General features: G+C 34.3%; 11 protein-coding genes. All 11 read right to left on the minus strand.

Annotated elements, in window-relative coordinates; genetic code table 11:
- Window positions 1-64 precede the first annotated feature (64 nt).
- Window positions 65-994 (minus strand): hypothetical protein, encoded by a 930-nt coding sequence (locus tag LQ189_RS10795; RefSeq protein ID WP_230156697.1) that lies wholly within the window; start codon window positions 992-994, stop codon window positions 65-67.
- A 39-nt stretch (window positions 995-1,033) separates the two neighbouring features.
- On the minus strand, window positions 1,034-1,765 hold the full coding sequence (locus LQ189_RS10800) for a hypothetical protein (protein ID WP_230156700.1): 732 nt from the start codon (window positions 1,763-1,765) through the stop codon (window positions 1,034-1,036).
- A 303-nt stretch (window positions 1,766-2,068) separates the two neighbouring features.
- Window positions 2,069-2,983, minus strand: a complete 915-nt coding sequence (locus LQ189_RS10805; RefSeq protein ID WP_230156702.1) for a tail fiber protein — start codon at window positions 2,981-2,983, stop codon at window positions 2,069-2,071.
- Window positions 2,984-2,989: 6 nt separating this feature from the next.
- Window positions 2,990-3,922: a tail fiber protein gene (locus LQ189_RS10810; protein ID WP_230156716.1), complete on the minus strand. Its 933-nt coding sequence runs from the start codon at window positions 3,920-3,922 to the stop codon at window positions 2,990-2,992.
- 92 nt (window positions 3,923-4,014) lie between these two features.
- Window positions 4,015-4,140 carry a hypothetical protein gene (locus tag LQ189_RS16255; RefSeq protein ID WP_255667829.1) on the minus strand — a complete coding sequence of 42 codons (126 nt, stop codon included), beginning with the start codon at window positions 4,138-4,140 and terminating at the stop codon, window positions 4,015-4,017.
- Window positions 4,141-4,589: 449 nt separating this feature from the next.
- Complete coding sequence (locus LQ189_RS10815; RefSeq protein WP_230156724.1) at window positions 4,590-5,138, minus strand: transposase; 549 nt, start codon at window positions 5,136-5,138, stop codon at window positions 4,590-4,592.
- Between the two features lie 54 nt (window positions 5,139-5,192).
- Entirely contained in the window at window positions 5,193-5,669 is a 477-nt protein-coding gene (locus tag LQ189_RS10820; protein ID WP_230156726.1) for a hypothetical protein, read from the minus strand.
- Between the two features lie 12 nt (window positions 5,670-5,681).
- Complete coding sequence (locus LQ189_RS10825; RefSeq protein WP_230156728.1) at window positions 5,682-10,160, minus strand: RHS repeat domain-containing protein; 4,479 nt, start codon at window positions 10,158-10,160, stop codon at window positions 5,682-5,684.
- A gap of 114 nt (window positions 10,161-10,274) precedes the next feature.
- Window positions 10,275-15,377 carry a hypothetical protein gene (locus tag LQ189_RS10830; RefSeq protein ID WP_230156730.1) on the minus strand — a complete coding sequence of 1,701 codons (5,103 nt, stop codon included), beginning with the start codon at window positions 15,375-15,377 and terminating at the stop codon, window positions 10,275-10,277.
- 6 nt (window positions 15,378-15,383) lie between these two features.
- Window positions 15,384-15,986, minus strand: coding sequence for a hypothetical protein (locus tag LQ189_RS10835; RefSeq protein WP_230156732.1), 603 nt, complete (start codon window positions 15,984-15,986; stop codon window positions 15,384-15,386).
- Window positions 15,973-16,506, minus strand: coding sequence for an OmpH family outer membrane protein (locus LQ189_RS10840; protein WP_230156733.1), 534 nt, complete (start codon window positions 16,504-16,506; stop codon window positions 15,973-15,975). The genes LQ189_RS10835 and LQ189_RS10840 overlap by 14 nt, the downstream gene beginning before the upstream one ends.
- Between the last annotated feature and the right edge of the window lie 54 nt (window positions 16,507-16,560).

Raw genomic sequence — 16,560 nt, forward strand, 5'->3', positions numbered from 1 at the left:
GTAATAGGTTATATTTTCCGAATTATTGTCAATACTCACAATATATTCATCGATATACTTTTTATTACTTAACCGTAAAACTAAAAACGTTACTCTTACTTGTATTTCCTGCTTTGTCAAAAGATTTTATAAACCAATAATAAACACCTACCTCTAAAGTGGCTGCAAATGGACTCGTGGCTAAGTTCTTGAGTTTTACATTTTTTAAAGCTAAATCAGTATATACATAGATACTATCTGCTTCTACGGTACCAGCCACTGCCGCTCTACTCCATTGAAAACTAATGTCTTTTACTGTGGTTTCGCTTTTGTCTAATGGCGCTTGTTGTAGGGCTACAGCGGGAGCCTTTGTATCTACCGAAAGAGTACGTGAAGAATATAGCGTATTCATATCGCCATTTACGGCCTTTACACGCCAAGAGAAATCACCTTCAGGAAAAGAAAATTCATAAGAAGTAGTGGTAACTGTCTCCTCTTTTACAAGAACTGAGTTTGCATCATATATTTGAATTTGATAATTCTTTGCTCCTATAATAGACTGCCAAGTCATTCTTTGTAATGCTGTTGTTATCACAACGTTATTTGCAGGAACACTTAGAACCACGGTGTTACTCGCAAAATCTTTATCGCTTAAAACAGCAAATTTTCTAGTAACATATGCTGTGCTGTAAGAACTATTAAGAGCCTTTACTCGCCACTCATAGCTTGCTAACGGGAGTTGCTTGATAAATGAAGTCGATTTAATAATAGTATCCAAAACCAATTGTGTGGGATTAGAAAAATCAGGTTTGGCAATTTGTATTTGATACGATGTAGCTTCGGGAACTTTCTCCCAAGAAAAAGTAACACCTGTAGTAAAAAATTCTGATTGATCGCTAGGCGCTATCAAAACTATCTTTGCATTTGAGATGTCTTCCTCAAAAAGTATAGCATCACAAGATGTACATAGTATAAAAGAGCATAAAAAAAATAGAGCGTATAAGGATTTTTTCATTTGGATTTATTCAAGTTATGACATAAAAAAAACAACTATTTACAAGTCAAATAAGTTGTTTTCGTGTTTTTTTTCTACTATTTGCTTCTCTGTTTTCCCTTTGCAACTTGAATTCAAATTGATAATGTCTGAAACATACCACTTGCCCCTTTCTGTAACACCCCAACAAAATTTACTTAATTTGTAGGCCAAAATATTCAATGAATTGACAAAAAGAACATCTGTTTTTTTTCCGAGTTTGTATAACGAAATGGCATATTTACTATCTTGATAGTGTGCAATATAATACGCATCTGATTGTTTAATTTTTACAAGATCATCTTGAGAAAAATAACAGGTAATGCCAGTTACCACTTTTGAATCTTCGGTATCCTTGAGAAAACGAACTAGTTCTTGATTGTGTTCCCCATTTATCTCGCTAACCAGTTTCATTATATCCAAAACACGAATAGTTACTAATTCTGGTTTTCTAGGCAAACTGTCTATATAAGCAACTTGGGATTGATCTTGATTGTATTTTGATTTAGACTTGTAAATATTGTGAAGTCTCTTATTGAAAGGTACCACTTCAATTGACAATCTAATTGGCGACTCTAATTTTGGTATGCTTCTTACCTCAAATTTAGTACTTCTTATTCCCCCAAGCTCAGAAAAACCAACACTTCCAAGCTCTGGTGCTGTATTCGAAACAGCGTAGGACTCATTCTTAATTCTAGTTGTGTTACAACTTACAAAACCAACCAAAACAAGCATTAGCAAAAAACGTATCATTTTATTATTTTTCAGTAAAAATAATTAAATAATTAAATTCTGAAAGAAAAAAGTGAAAGAAAAACAACACTTTATGACCTTTTAATTCGGATTTTTAAAATATCCAAAAAATTATGCAGTATGGGGTAAACAATAATAAAAATCAATAAGCATAATTCTTTTACCTGATTAATTCCTTAAACAATCACAACATAAAACAAAAAACCGCACATTTATAAAAGTATATATGACAAATAATATCTTTTATGAATGTGCGGCTTATTTATTTACAGCTATAAAAATGAGCTGTTTTTTTATTTTACTTTACTGATTATCATTTTTTTTTGATTTATCTTGTAAAATCGAATCTAAAATTTTCCCCTGAGCCGTAATTTTTTTATCCTGTTCCATCAAGTAAAGCGTTAACTCTTCTATCTTTTTGAGCAACTTCATATTCATTTCGGCCAGATACAATCCGTTGGTTTCTATTTCTTTTGCAGAAGGAATTTCAGGTAAATGCCTGTTTTCTTTTATGTATTGCGCTACTTCGCTCAAAGGTTTCAAGTCATAATCAGGAGCAAAAACATAATCTGGTACTAGTGGACCTGCCATATCTACTTTAACTTCTTGGGTATGAATTTTTCCTTTTACGGTCAATTTTTCATCTGGAGCGGTGGTGCCGATGCCTACTTTACCTTGCGCATCCCAAACACCAGAACCTGATAAAAATACATTTCCCTTAAAACGGTTTTGATAGGGAATTTCAGCAATCATTGTGCCAGCAATTGGCTCATCACTTGCTGTCCAACCTTGAAACCATTCACTAGATTCACCTCTCCCGTATGCATAAGCACTAACAGTAAATCTTTGATAATAGGACTTATCATCAATATAAATAACTACTTTTCCATTTTCATTTGATAAATAAACCACTGGTGTATAACTCCCTGATGAAGACATTTTTGGGTAATAAAAATAATAATTGGACTTATCACCACAATTACTATCACACCATATATAATAAACTAAACTTAAATCAATAGTCTCTGCAGTGCCATAATTATAGCCCGTAATTCGTATAGTAGGCATTTGTGAACTCACAACAACCGGTAAATTCGTTTTGATTTTAACGCCATTTGTGGGTGTACCGTTAAAATAATAATTTAAAATGTTGTTGTAATTTTGCGCGCTTACTACCGACACAAAAAACAAACTAAAAATAACTATTGCTTTTTTCATGATTTCTTATTTACGAATTTGTTGACTTTTTTTCTCTAAATCTTGTATTCTTTGTTCTTGTTTATTGAGGAGAAACAATAACTCATAATTCTTTTTATCCTGCTGCATCAAGTAAAGCGTTAACTCCTCTATTTTTTTGAGCAACTTCATATTCATTTCGGCCAGATACAATCCATTAGTTTCTATTTCTTTTGCAGAAGGAATTTCGGGCAAATGCCTGTTTTCTTTTATGTATTGCGCTACTTCGCTCAAAGATTTCAAGTCATAATCAGGAGCAAAAACATAATCTGGTACCAGTGGTCCTGCCATATCTACTTTAACTTCTTGGGTATGGATTTTTCCTTTTACAGTCAATTTTTCATCTGGAGCAGTGGTGCCAATGCCTACTTTACCTTGGGCATCCCAAACACCAGAACCTGATAAAAATATGTCACCCTTAAAACGATTTTTATATGGCACTTCAACGATCATAGTTCCTGCAATTGGATCATCACTTGTTGTCCAACCTTGAAACCATTCAATAGCTTCTCCCATTCCGTGTGCGTATGCACTTACTGTGAATCTTTGAAAATACGACTTATCATCTATGTAAATAACTACCTTCCCATTTTCATGAGCTAGAAAAACTTTTGGAGTATAACTTCCGTGCGACGACATAGAAGGCACGTGAAAATAAAAATTATTTGGATCTGAAAAAACAGCATTTCTAGCAAAAATATAATAATTAACTGTAAGATTAATTGATTCACCTGTACCATAATTATACCCATTTAAATTTATTGTTGGCATTTGACTACCGGGTTGAAAGGGTAAATTAGTTTTAATTTTAACTCCGTGATTAGGAACACCGTTAAAATAATAATTTAAAATGTTGTTGTAATTTTGCGCGCTGAGTAGCGACACAAAAAACAAACAAAAAACTTGCATTGCTTTCTTCATTTTTTTACTTTCTGATTAATTGATTTATTTTCTCTAAAATTTGTATTATTTGCCATTATTTATTGAGGAGAAGCAATAATTCATAATTCTTTTTATCCTGCTCCATCAAGTAAAGCGTTAACTCCTCTATTTTTTTGAGCAACTTCATATTCATTTCGGGCAGATACAATCCATTGGTTTCTATTTCTTTTATGGAAGGCAAAACCTTGAAGTAGCATTGAATAATAAATTATACTTTAAACCCACAGGATTACGATTTGTAGAAATTTGCTGAGCCGATAGACATTGACCAAAAATCAAGACTAAAAAAAACAGATATTTTTTCATAAGACGAGAGAAATAAAAATTAACATTTAATTTCTTGTAAAAATAAAATTATTTCTCACAAAAACAAAGTCTGTTATCTTATAAATTAAACACAACATCATAAAAAAGATTCATTACTAAAACACTTTTAAATAAACCTTTAATTCGTGATAGGTTGTTCACAATAGATTTCACAGGTATAATAACTTTAACAATACTACATAAAAAAACAGAGGCATCATTTTATAGATACCTCTGCTTAATAAATTTATTTTAAACGCTATAACTTGTTTTTTTTATGTTAAGTGGGGACTTGATACCCCCCGCTAGCGCGAGCTTCTAGCTTGTGCCCACAATCAATTTAATTAATATCTATTTCTAAAATTGTTTGGTCATGATTACCATAATTCCTTGCACTACTATACTTCCAATCTATTGCGTCAGTTACAAAACCTGTTTCAATGGGATTATTATGAATGTAGTTTAACTTTTGTTCAAATACTTTTAAAGACCAGATTTCTATTGGTTTATTGTTTTGTTGCCAAAATTGTCTATGTAATACATTACTATTTTTCTTCCCAGCTCTTTCGAACATCCACAAAATCCATTCTCTTCTACTTTCTTGTGGGTTCTCTTCTAGTATTTTTAACATTTTTCTAGAAGTAAACCCTTTAAAATCTCTTATCAAACCTGAAGGATCACCTAATGAAGAACGAAAAATTAAATGTATATGACTTGGCATAATGCAATAACCATATATTTCCATTCCTTTATTTTTCCTGCAATAATCTAAAGATTCAATAATACAAACAAAATAATCTTCTCTTGTAAAAACATCTATCCAATTAACAGTTGCAAAACTTATAAAATAAGCCCCTTCTTTTTCTCCAAACTTATATTTTCTACTCATAAACAAAATAATATCGTTTTTGTTTTGTTTGTGGGCACGAGCTAGAAGCTCGCGCTAGCGGGGCGAGATTACAATGTTAAACCAACTGGTATATGATTCATTTTCATTTAATTCATCAATAGTTCTATATTCGGTATAAAAATAATCTAACCCATTTAAATCTTCAATTATAAACGGTAATGGAGACATATAGTATTCAATTTTTGGAATATAATCTAAGTAACCTTTTTTCCTTTTACTAATAATAAGTTCTGGTGGAATAGCTTTATTAATTCTACTCTCAAATTCTAAAAATGAATGAGGAACACCTTGAAATGTATTTTTCAAACTAAGTAATTCAAATTGTAATTCAAATTTAATTTCTGAACAGTCTAAAGTGCCTTCAAAAATTTGTTTTTCTACTTCACACAATAATTTATTCCCAAAGGAAAAAAAATTGTCATATGAAAAAAAATCATTAAGATGTTTGGAAATATAAAGCTTACTCTCTATCTCTTCAATATTTGTTTTTAACCATTCTAATATATCCATAGTAATAAATAATTAATCTATAAAACTTTTAATCCACTCAAGTATGTTTTTTGAAACTTCACCCTCTCCATGTTTCCATGTCCCATCTAAATTTAAAGCTCTACCATCTTTTAAATGTAAATGTACCTTCTGATTATGTATTGGATTACCTAAAGGGTCTAATTTAGGTATATCCACTCTCTCAACCCCTTTAGGCGCTCTTCCTTTTTTAATAACGTTACGTAAATTTTTACCTAATTTTAATAATTCATTAGGCCTTAAATTCTTTAGAAGGTTAACACCCCCTCCTCCAGGTCCCACAGATATTGTCCCTCCAAGAGGAACAGGACCGAGATTTTTAACGGCGTAACCACCATCGTTTAATAAAAACTTAAATCCATTATGTTCTCCATATCTTGATCCATCAATAGCTAACTTATTCCACCACCAATCATCCCCTACTCTTGGGGCAAGTGGAAAATTAAAAATTGGAGCTTTAAAAACATAAGATAAATCTTTACTAACATCTCTTGGTTTTGCTACTCTAGTATTATATACTACAACTTCTTTAAGTACAACACCTTTTAATGGCGGGTCAATTGTTTTTCCTCCGTCAGGATCTACCATTGAAACAGGATTATTCCCCATCCCCAAATAAGGACTAGCATATTGACCATACGGATCTGGACTCAACCATCTTCCAATTCTTCCATCCCAAAGCCTCAACTGAAAGGCTTCCATACCCGTTTCCTTATCCAGCTCCTGCCCTTGAAAGGCATAACGGTAGTCTGAGGTAGTGTTACGGCTTGGCAACTGCTCTCCAAAGGCATAATAATCAGCATAACTCAGTAAAATAGAGAACACATTAGGGTTTTCTTGTATCACCGCTCGCACATTCCCCAAATGATCCGTGATTTCATAACTGCTTTTACTAGCTGTCTGCTTACCATTTATGATTCTGCCTCTTGTAAAAACTCCCAACCTCGAAGCTCCAAAGATAGGATTTTCTTTTTGATATAGTGCAGTTGGTATTCTCCCAGAAGATTTGTAATACAATCCCATTGCATTTCCGGCTAAATCTACTGCATAATATTCTGTATTGATCGTGTTTCCTGAATTAAAATTTTCTGATTTCCAAATACGATGACCTCTTTCATTATATCCAAAAGTAATGACATATAGTGAACCTTTCTCTACTTTAGTAACCAATCCTTGAGTATTATAGGTATACTTTAATCCTTCGGTAACATTCTCAGTCATTCTACCCAATACATCATAAACGTAGTTATTCGTGTTCTGGTCTTTAAGGTCTTGTAAATCGGTATTACCTACTACAGCATCATCCACATGTGTTAGTTGGTTGTTGCCTTTATCGTATTTATAGGTAAAATTATCAATGACTGTTCCGTCTTCTTTGGCTCGTTGCAAAGTAAGGATGTTACCGTTTTTATCATAGGTAATGTCTCCTTCTTTAAATGCCGTGGCAGGCGAAATGGCATTGCCGCTTACGTTTCCAAAACTGGATTGAGTCAACCAGTTATTAGCATTGTAATTGTACATATAGCCACGTTGTTGTGCCGCATTTGAGGCTGAGGCTTCTGCCAAAGGGTTGGGAACGTCTTTTTGCCTGTTGGCCCAACGGCTAGCCTTGATGTTCCCATCATAATTGTCTTGATTTAAACCTGCTACCGTAGGCGATGTACTGATGTTTCTATCGGATCGCAAGTAATCTCCATTGTAATAATCAAGCGTAATCCCAAAAACATCATTGGCATCACCACCTGGATCCTTTGCTTTTTCTAAACTAGGATGATTGATACTTTTTAATGCACCCCCTAGAGTATACACATAATCAATTCCTTGTAGTCCCTGAGCAAGTTCTACACGTTTTAACTCTCCTGTTTGGTAATACTTATACTTGGCATGCTCTTTAAAATTTATATTGTCTACAGAAGTTGCTACTGTTAAAAGTGAACCATCAATTTGATAGGTGTACTGATGTACAAACATTTCACTAGGTGTATCTTTTTGATAAATTACTTTTTTGATTCTGCCATTTTCATCAAAAGTATAATGTACCGTTTTAAGTCCAAAACCCAAGATGTTTTGTACCACCCACTCCGTACGTCCATACAAATCATAGCTGTACCACGTAAATGAAGTATCGTTGAAGGTTACCGCAACATTCCCTGATAAATTATTTGGAATGTACTGTCCAGGGTTCAACCCTCTAGAGGTAAGAAGTGCAGCCAAATCTAAATTAGCAGGAACAGCATAACTGGTTGTAAAATCCTTGTAATCATCATAAATAGTAAATGTTTGCTCAGAGCGGGTTCCTGTCAGTAATGTACCGTCAGGATTAGCAATTGCCGCAGCCCACATTCCAGCAGTACCAGTAATCACACCACTTTCAATAGGTCTACCCAAACTATCATACTCTGTGTAAGACACTTGAGTATCACTTTGTAAAGCATTTTGAGAATAGCGTATCTGCCCATCTTTACGGTAAGCAAACCTACTGCTCCCTTCATCTGGACTTGACACAGCTATAACCTGACCTAATGTATTGTAGGTGTAAGTTGTGGCTAAAGTATGTGCTGGCGTAGCCACAATTGAAGTATTGTTTTGATAACCCTTGGGTTGAATGGTTTTACTCAAGCGTCCTGTTTTATCATAATAATTTAAAGCAAAGTCTGCATAATTTACGGTATATGTCACTCCTTTTGCTCCAGCACTATAGGTTACTCCTCCTCCGCTAGTAATATAGGCCTCTGGTTCAGCAGTAGGCACAATAACGGCTTCAATTCTATAAAAATTACCTGCTGATAAACTTCCTGTGTGTAAAGCACCCGTTTTTAGGTTGTATATTTTATAATCAGAAGCAGAACCAATCAAGGTTGCTGGTACAACTCCTTGCGGAATATGTACGTCAATAAATCCCTGTGTCCCAATTAACGATAACACAGGATAGGCACTGCCTCTACCTGAAGTACCAGTGGCCAAAACCTTACCTTCACCATCTGAGAAGCTCACGTTTTCTATTCCATTAGCGTCTTGCACTACTGTTTTAAAAAACTTAGTCACTACTACCTCTCCTTGTGACTGTATATCACCATCAAAATAAGCTGCACCAAAGGCATAATACATTTCTTGAGCGGCAGGTAGCGTATAGCTAAATCCATTCTTCCAGTCGCCATTGATTTTATTGCCCCCAATTACCTTAACAGTATTTCCTGGATTCAATTCATCATAAACAACCTCGGAAAAAGGATGCGTGGCCGTTGCCTGATAAGGCTCAGCAGTGTTGGCATCGCTATAGTATTGGTAAAGATTAGGTTGCGCAACATCCTCATTTACGATAGCTGCAGTAGCCGTAAAACCTGGACCCGCTGTGAAATTTTTAGTCAATACTATTTGAGGAGCGGTAAAACTAACTGTAGTGCCCGCCGCAATAGTTGATGAAGCTGTTATCAATTGGGTAGCCCTTACATTTTGATTAGTAGAAATAGGATCTACAATTGATGTTTGTTGCGGAAAACTCCCTGTACCCGTAGTTCCATACGCTCTTAAAAAACTTGTTTTTTCGAAAGAATTTGAGGTCGACGGTGCAATAAATGAGGTTCTAAATGGCCTCCCTTTTTCATCAAAAATAGTTTCGGTACCCCAAACCTTATTGTTTTGAAAATCTTTAGATAAACTCACATCTGATTTTCCTAGGTCATCAAAAAAGGTTCTTGATGAATTTATAATATTACCATTAATATCATAGGAGGTCTGGTGCGTCCAGTGGTTGGTACTATCACTTAAAACTATAAAATCACCAAGGTTTTTGCTGTAGCTTAGACCACAGCCACCAGGTACAGCAGGCATGGTTCCTACAAGATAAATAATTAAATTATTATCCGAAATCCTTGCTCCGTAAGCTGTCGGATTGTTATTTGAGCCTGATAATATTCCAAATTCGACATCCGGAACTGATGTACTAAATGTAGCTAATATTCCTGTCCGTAAATTACAAGTATTGTCCCAGCCACCACTTAAATATAAGGTAGCTATTCCATTACTCACCGTAACTTCTCCACTGCTTCCGCCACCTCCAGAGGGAACACATGAATAAAGATTAGGTAAAGTTAAAGAAGCAGAAACACCTGATGCACCTCCAAGAATTGGAACCGATACTGTTGTATTAATACCGCTAAGAAAAAAAGGCGAATAAAAAACTAAATTATTATTTTCAATCTTTGCTTTATATCCGGTAAGTACATTACCATTTGGAATAGGTCCTAAATCCAGATCTGGTAGAGCTTGTGAAGCATTTATTACTTTTATTACCCCAGTTTTCATTGCCTGCGGCGACCAAGAACCCGAAAAAGTAACTGTCAAAACATTGTTTGTAACTGTAATATTACCACTTCCACCTCCACTTCCTGTTAATATAAGGTCTGAAGAGGTTATGGATTGAGAGAAGCTAAATAAAGGTAATAAAACAAAAAAGAAAATGTATTTTTTCATTATTAATTGTATTTTTTGAAACTATTATTATTTCATAAGAAGATAAAATCGTTAATTCTTCTATAAACCCTTACAGATTATAGCTGTTTAATGATTATAATTCAATACCATAAATTATTGCATGTGCTTATTGTTATAAGTGTTGGATTTAGAAAGCTTGAATCCACCTGTTACACCATTAGCCACATCATCAATTACTTCAGAATAGGTCTTAACCAGCCTTCCAGCGTTGTCATATTCGAATCGGGTTGCTAGACCATTATTTCCAATAATATGGCTCAACTCGTCCCATTGATTGTAAACATATCCGCTAATAGAAGAAGCCACTGGACGAATCATCAAATCGTCTAAATAAACAAATCGAGTATTTGAAAATATATAAATACTACATTCACTCAAAGGTACTTCTACAATAGCTGATTTGAATACCCAGTTGCCTGCAGTATAACTTTCTTTAAAAGGAATTATACTTCCATTAACTTTAATCGCTGCATTTGCCGCATTTGCCTTTTCGACCCAAACGGAGACTCTGTATTTACCTGCTCTATGCTGCCCGTTTTTCATTACAACTCCAAATTGAGAGTCGGAACCAGCTTGTACTGAATGTTTTCCAGTATGGAAATACGCCGTATTTCTCAATGCATTAGTCATTTGGACTTCAGGCTCCAGCCAATTGGTTGCTGGAGTTAAATTCTCTGCACCTGTATAGAATATTTCATTATATCCAGCATTTCCAGTAACCATGATCTTAGACTCATTATCACCCATCTTTGTAGAAGCTTTGTTACCATTTATATCTTTCATTTCTAAAGGCGAAGAAAAATGATCGTATAAAGTAACCTCCGAAGTTTGTTTCCACTGAGCAGGTTGGCCTACACCAATAGTCCAATTAAAATTATCATCTTTGCTACCATTAATATTGTCATAATTGGTAAAAATTCCATTGGTATCTTTGATGCCGTTCCAAACATAAGTCTTATGTTTTCTCCAAATCTTATCCTTCTCGGGTGCTGTTGACAACACGGAAAAAGTGGTTCCAGTAATGTCTTTGTAACTCCAAATATTGCTCCAGGTTGTAATACCGACACCAGTCTCCTTCCATGGATTATTAACATCGTTTTTGTCAAGAATATAAGAGTAATTTACAGCCGTTTGTGATAACATGTTTTTGTTGTTGATATTGTCCACTTTTGAACCCATTTCTGGATATTTTATGTAGGCGGGAATTGTTCTGGTTTTAAATGACTGGCCGTCACTAGAGGTATAAACCTGCTCTTTTGAAACTCCAGAAACTAAATCATAATCATTAAATTGAGTAGTATAAGTGTAGCCCTTAGATTGCTCAGTGGATGACTTTACGATGCTTGGATATTTTATTCGTGTTGAAGAATTTATTAACCATTTGTCTTTAAGTGCCGTATTTGTATAATCTACCTCTTTATAACTTTGATAAGACTCTTGGGTTACACCCATATTACCTGGAATACTATTTATATCATAATAATTACTATACACCTTACTCAACAATTGATTTTGTGAGTTCAAAGTGGAAACTTCCAGCAATTGACCTAATGCTGCAAAGTTCTCTTTTACAGTAAATGAATTTATACTCACCTCTTTATTATTAGCAGTATTTGTAAAAGGGACATTTGAAGTTTTAACAATCTCATAAAACTCACCAAATTTCACTTTATCTTTAGATTTTTCTTTCATAACATTAAATCTATATCGCATTTTAGCTTCAGGCAAAACTCCTTCTTTATGAGAACTTACAGTCACATATTCATACATTACTCGTGGCGCAGGTAATTCGGTACTATAAGGAACTTCTTTGACTACATTTTGAGAATAGGGAACATAACTCACATAGCCAATACCATCTTCTTCATGACCGTATCTATAATCTGTAAAGTAATTGTCGACACCGTCTGAAATTTTTAAGTTAGCCACACGAGCACCACCGCCTGTAAAAGACAAACTGTTTTCTAACTTGACAGCAACTGTTATTTTTGAAACACTAACCGACGTAGGATTTAAATCAATTATATTACCAGGTAACATACCCACTTGATTTGTAACTGGATTACTATCAAAAGTTACCTCATACTTGACGGTACCGAGAATATTAGACATAGCTGTAATCGTGCCACTTCCCACGTATGTTCTTTCAAAAATAGGTGTCATCTGACTTCCATTCCCTAAATATTTAAATAGATAATTGATAGTAACATTTTGCCCTATAACTAGAGGATAATTTTGATTTCCTCCAATTTCTATTTCTACTTTTTTCGCAGTCAAATCAGTTGAAGAAGTTGGAAAAGGATTAGGTAAAGTACTAATATATTTCACAGAATTAGTATTGGAAAATTCCAATGTAACAGGAGTAACGCTTTTAAATTTATTAGTCTCATAACCAATATTGATAGTTCCTCCTTGTGGTGTTGTGATTTTATTTAGGGAGAAAGTTTCAGGATTTAAAGGATAGCCCCATCCATCTTTATTGTCGATATTAAAAGTATTGGTATCATTGATATAGTCAAACTTATAGGGAGGTAATACACTTGAAGCGCCTTTACCTTTGAAGTCAACACTTTTTAATGTTAATCGATTATCGCCAGGCACCAAACTGTAATCGTAATTAAAATCAATTACTTTTACTGCTTTCGAAAGACAGCTTGACCAATTATCTCCAACGTCTAAAACATTGTCATATATATTATATTTTGCTTCTAAATCCTCTTTCACTTTAGATTGATTGTAATTTATGCGGAAAGATTGATTTGCATCTGCTCCAAACTTTTTATCCACAGTATAGTCTGAGTTTTTTAGCAAAATGATTTTTTCTAATCGTAATTGATTTTGTAGTGGAACAATAAATCTCCCGTTTACAACTACGTTGTTTTGTCTATTATCTATATGATCAGCACTATTATAACTCCATTCGGGAGATGGAGCATCTTGTCTCACTCCTTTTATAAACAAAGCAGTATGAGTTCTAGTTGTTATTTTATCTAAATAATACAATTGCTTTCTACCGCGAATCCATGTTTTAATCGATGGATCATTATCATCAATTAAGGCTTCTTTCTTATATGGATTTTTCCATGTAAATGCATCTGTCCATTTACCATATTCAAAACTTGTCCAATACCCTAAATCACCATCGTTAGCAACACCGTCGCCATTGTCTACAAAATCAGGACCAGTAACAGCTGTAAGCAACCAATGGGTTGCAAAAGGTTCTAACTGTCTTTTTTCAAAATATGACTCTGATTCAGTTCTGTTAGGTATTACACCATAAGTTCTAGTGATGATTTCATGATTGTAAACAGGTAGCGAATAATGATAGGTTTTTCCATCAACAGTTGTCACTTTGAAAGCACCAATACCATTTTTAGGCATGGTACTTCTATCAAAACCTGAAACATTCGGTAGTAAAAAACCATTTGTTTTTAATGAAGCATAGGAAGAAGCTGAAGTAATTTGATCGTTTGTATAGTATTCTATATAACTAGATGTTTTCCTTCTAGCTTGGTCATTAATATCCACGCCCGAACTATAATAGTCCAAAGCCACTGTGTTATTTATGTTAGTTTTAAATTGTGCCGGATTTACTTCTAGAAAGCTTGCTATTTCATTATCAAATTCGAATTGAGGTGCAGTATTAAATTTGGTAATATCATTTCCTGCAGCATTCTGAGCTCTAACAGCGTATTTAAGTGAATATCCTTCCTTATTTTCTTTACCATCTAAACCAAATAAGGCTCCATTTTTATAATGAGTAGCTGTCATACTTCCCGAAACTCCCTGTCCACTTGTCGAAAAATTATCATATGCCGGAAAAGTCATATTGTTAGCAACAACATCTGTTTGTGTAGAAAGTGATTCATCTACTGAATTTAAAGAAATTTCATTAATATCCATAAACCCCCTTTCATATGAACTTACATATGTATTTCCGAATGTTGAATGGGGCCCAGCAAATCCATCGTTAGTGTTAGATGGATTACAAGCAATAATTACTGTATGTATATTCCTATAACCATGAGCTCCGTTAATTCCAAAATTATTATATTGGCAATAACCTGAATTATTTGGACCATATTGACAAGAGGCTACAAATCGATGAGCTACATAAGTAGGCTGAGCATAAGAATAAACAGGAATGTCAGTTATTTTGTTTTTGAAATTTATAGGTCCTGTAATATAATTTTTTACATTTTTACCTAGCCAATATTTAAATTCTTGTTTTCCAAAGCTGGCACTAAAGATTCCAATAGGTGTAGGAACAAAAATTGGGATCATCCAACCTGTTGACGAAGTGGCGTAATCGCCAATTGCAACCGAATTATTAAATGATAAAAACATTCCAGCTCCTGCACCTCCATCAATGTTTTTGCCAGTTTTATTTGTAACATCTCCTGAAATACCTATGCCTCTAGAAGATAAAGAAACGTCTAGACCAAAATTATTATCTTTTCCAGTTCCTCCACTTATTCCTAAAGAGGTTGTGCCATTTGTGTTATATCCTATTGAGAAACCTGCATCGTTATTACTAAACCCTGCACTCAATCCTACATCACCATTAGTATTTACACTTACTCCATAGGATAAACCTCCCTTCATTGACACGCCAATACCAATAGATGCGCCATTTGTTCCTACAGAAACATTTACCCCAGTACCAACAGCACCTAAATCCGGACCAACACCTACGCTAACAGACCCACCTAAAGCCTGGTTATTCCCCCAATTAAATCCTACTCCCACTGATATTCCTGTTAGAGAAGTAAAGCCTAAAGAAGCTGTATATCTCGAATCTATACTTGTTTTATCCCAAAAATACTCATTTAGCTCCGAGGCATTATAATCATCAGGATACCCATTAACATTTCTGTCAATAGCCCCTGGATTAACATTCCAGCCCAGTCCCGCCCATGATGATTCCTGATCCATAGCTATTCCTGCATGATACCCTAAAGCGATAGGATAGCCTCCTTCAGGACTTGGAACATTGAGTAAAGGCAAGACATAACTGTATTGTCCAGTTATTAAATTCACCATGTCTGTTGCATCTACTGGCTCAAAACTAGCTGCTTCTGGAGACTTAGGTCCATTATTAGAAGCAAATAAATTATTAGGAACTAGTGTAGGAAAAAAAATCAGCAAGAAAATAGTTGCTATAATCCTATGGTGTTTTTTGTATTTGGTTATCATAAATTCTTAAAATTGCAATTGGGGTTCTTTCTGTAAGGCTTTGGAGTTTAATTTGAATTTGATGTCTCCCGTATCAAGTCCTAAATCTTGAATAACAAAATTGAGGTGATCTTGGTTTAGATATTTAACATCGCGAGGATACACTATGAGTATAGAGGTAGCATTGCTCATGCCATACATTCTGGGGTAGATAAAATCAGCCATGGCTAGGGTATCTTTTTCAGGAGTATAAACATGAACTTTTTCTTCCATCCCAAAAGCCAGCTCATTGACCATCTGTCCAAACTTAGCTTTGTCCCTAGCAACGCCATTCAATAGCTCTTGGTTATTTTTGGACATGGACAAATTAAAATACATATACTTACTGTATTTCTCTCTTAATTTATCTACCTGACTAGCATCGGCTTTATCCCCAAGTTCTTGTTTTACTAATAGATCAGTTGGTCGGTATTGTAAAACATAATCAACTCCTACAACAGTTTTACGGTAATTATAACCTTTGTCCTCATCCTTTAAATACTCATTCATTTCCTCCTGCGTGTCAAAAGTTTTGGAACAGGAGGTAATAATCAACACTAGTAATACTGTTAAAAGACTATTTTTTACCATACTCCGCATTCAAGCCTTTTAAAATTTCTTCTGTCAAATCAGTGGATTCATCAGCATACATGATATTTCCACCACCACTGGCTCCAAAGATAATTTTATAGCTATGGCTTTTACCATATTCTTTGATGTAGTCATTAATATCATTGATAACGGTTTGGGTAACCTTTTTATCTTCTTCCTGAATCTTTTTTTGAATCGCTTCTTGGTAGCCGTTAATTTGCTGCTGTTTATTTGATAACAATTCTTGTTTTAGTTTCAACTCTTTTGGAGATAATGAAGTCCTTTCTTTTTCGTAATTTTTTAATTCTTTTTGCCAATTACCAACTAATGAATCTACATTTGCTTTCATTAGATTCGCTTTTTTATCAAATTCGGCCTTAGCAATTTTTGTTTTTTCGTAACCAGTAATCAATTTATTAACATCAACGTAAACTAATTCTGAACTTGATTTAGAAAAATAAAGAGCTAACAAACTTATAACCAGCGCTGCAATTGAAGAATATAAAGGAATTTTTTTCATTTTTTTTAAATGTTATTTTTTTTACAATTTTAGCAATAATTAACAATATTAACA

The organism is Flavobacterium sp. CECT 9288 (genome assembly GCF_918731615.1).
Classification (GTDB): Bacteria; Bacteroidota; Bacteroidia; order Flavobacteriales; family Flavobacteriaceae; genus Flavobacterium.

Bases quoted from the DNA above. Each gene is read 5' to 3' on its own strand.
- LQ189_RS10800 (WP_230156700.1), bottom strand. From the start codon at position 1,765: ATGATACGTTTTTTGCTAATGCTTGTTTTGGTTGGTTTTGTAAGTTGT.
- LQ189_RS10830 (WP_230156730.1), bottom strand. From the start codon at position 15,377: ATGATAACCAAATACAAAAAACACCATAGGATTATAGCAACTATTTTC.
- LQ189_RS10795 (WP_230156697.1), bottom strand. From the start codon at position 994: ATGAAAAAATCCTTATACGCTCTATTTTTTTTATGCTCTTTTATACTA.
- LQ189_RS16255 (WP_255667829.1), bottom strand. From the start codon at position 4,140: ATGCTACTTCAAGGTTTTGCCTTCCATAAAAGAAATAGAAACCAATGG.
- LQ189_RS10825 (WP_230156728.1), bottom strand. From the start codon at position 10,160: ATGAAAAAATACATTTTCTTTTTTGTTTTATTACCTTTATTTAGCTTC.
- LQ189_RS10835 (WP_230156732.1), bottom strand. From the start codon at position 15,986: ATGGTAAAAAATAGTCTTTTAACAGTATTACTAGTGTTGATTATTACC.
- LQ189_RS10815 (WP_230156724.1), bottom strand. From the start codon at position 5,138: ATGAGTAGAAAATATAAGTTTGGAGAAAAAGAAGGGGCTTATTTTATA.
- LQ189_RS10820 (WP_230156726.1), bottom strand. From the start codon at position 5,669: ATGGATATATTAGAATGGTTAAAAACAAATATTGAAGAGATAGAGAGT.
- LQ189_RS10805 (WP_230156702.1), bottom strand. From the start codon at position 2,983: ATGAAAAAAGCAATAGTTATTTTTAGTTTGTTTTTTGTGTCGGTAGTA.
- LQ189_RS10810 (WP_230156716.1), bottom strand. From the start codon at position 3,922: ATGAAGAAAGCAATGCAAGTTTTTTGTTTGTTTTTTGTGTCGCTACTC.
- LQ189_RS10840 (WP_230156733.1), bottom strand. From the start codon at position 16,506: ATGAAAAAAATTCCTTTATATTCTTCAATTGCAGCGCTGGTTATAAGT.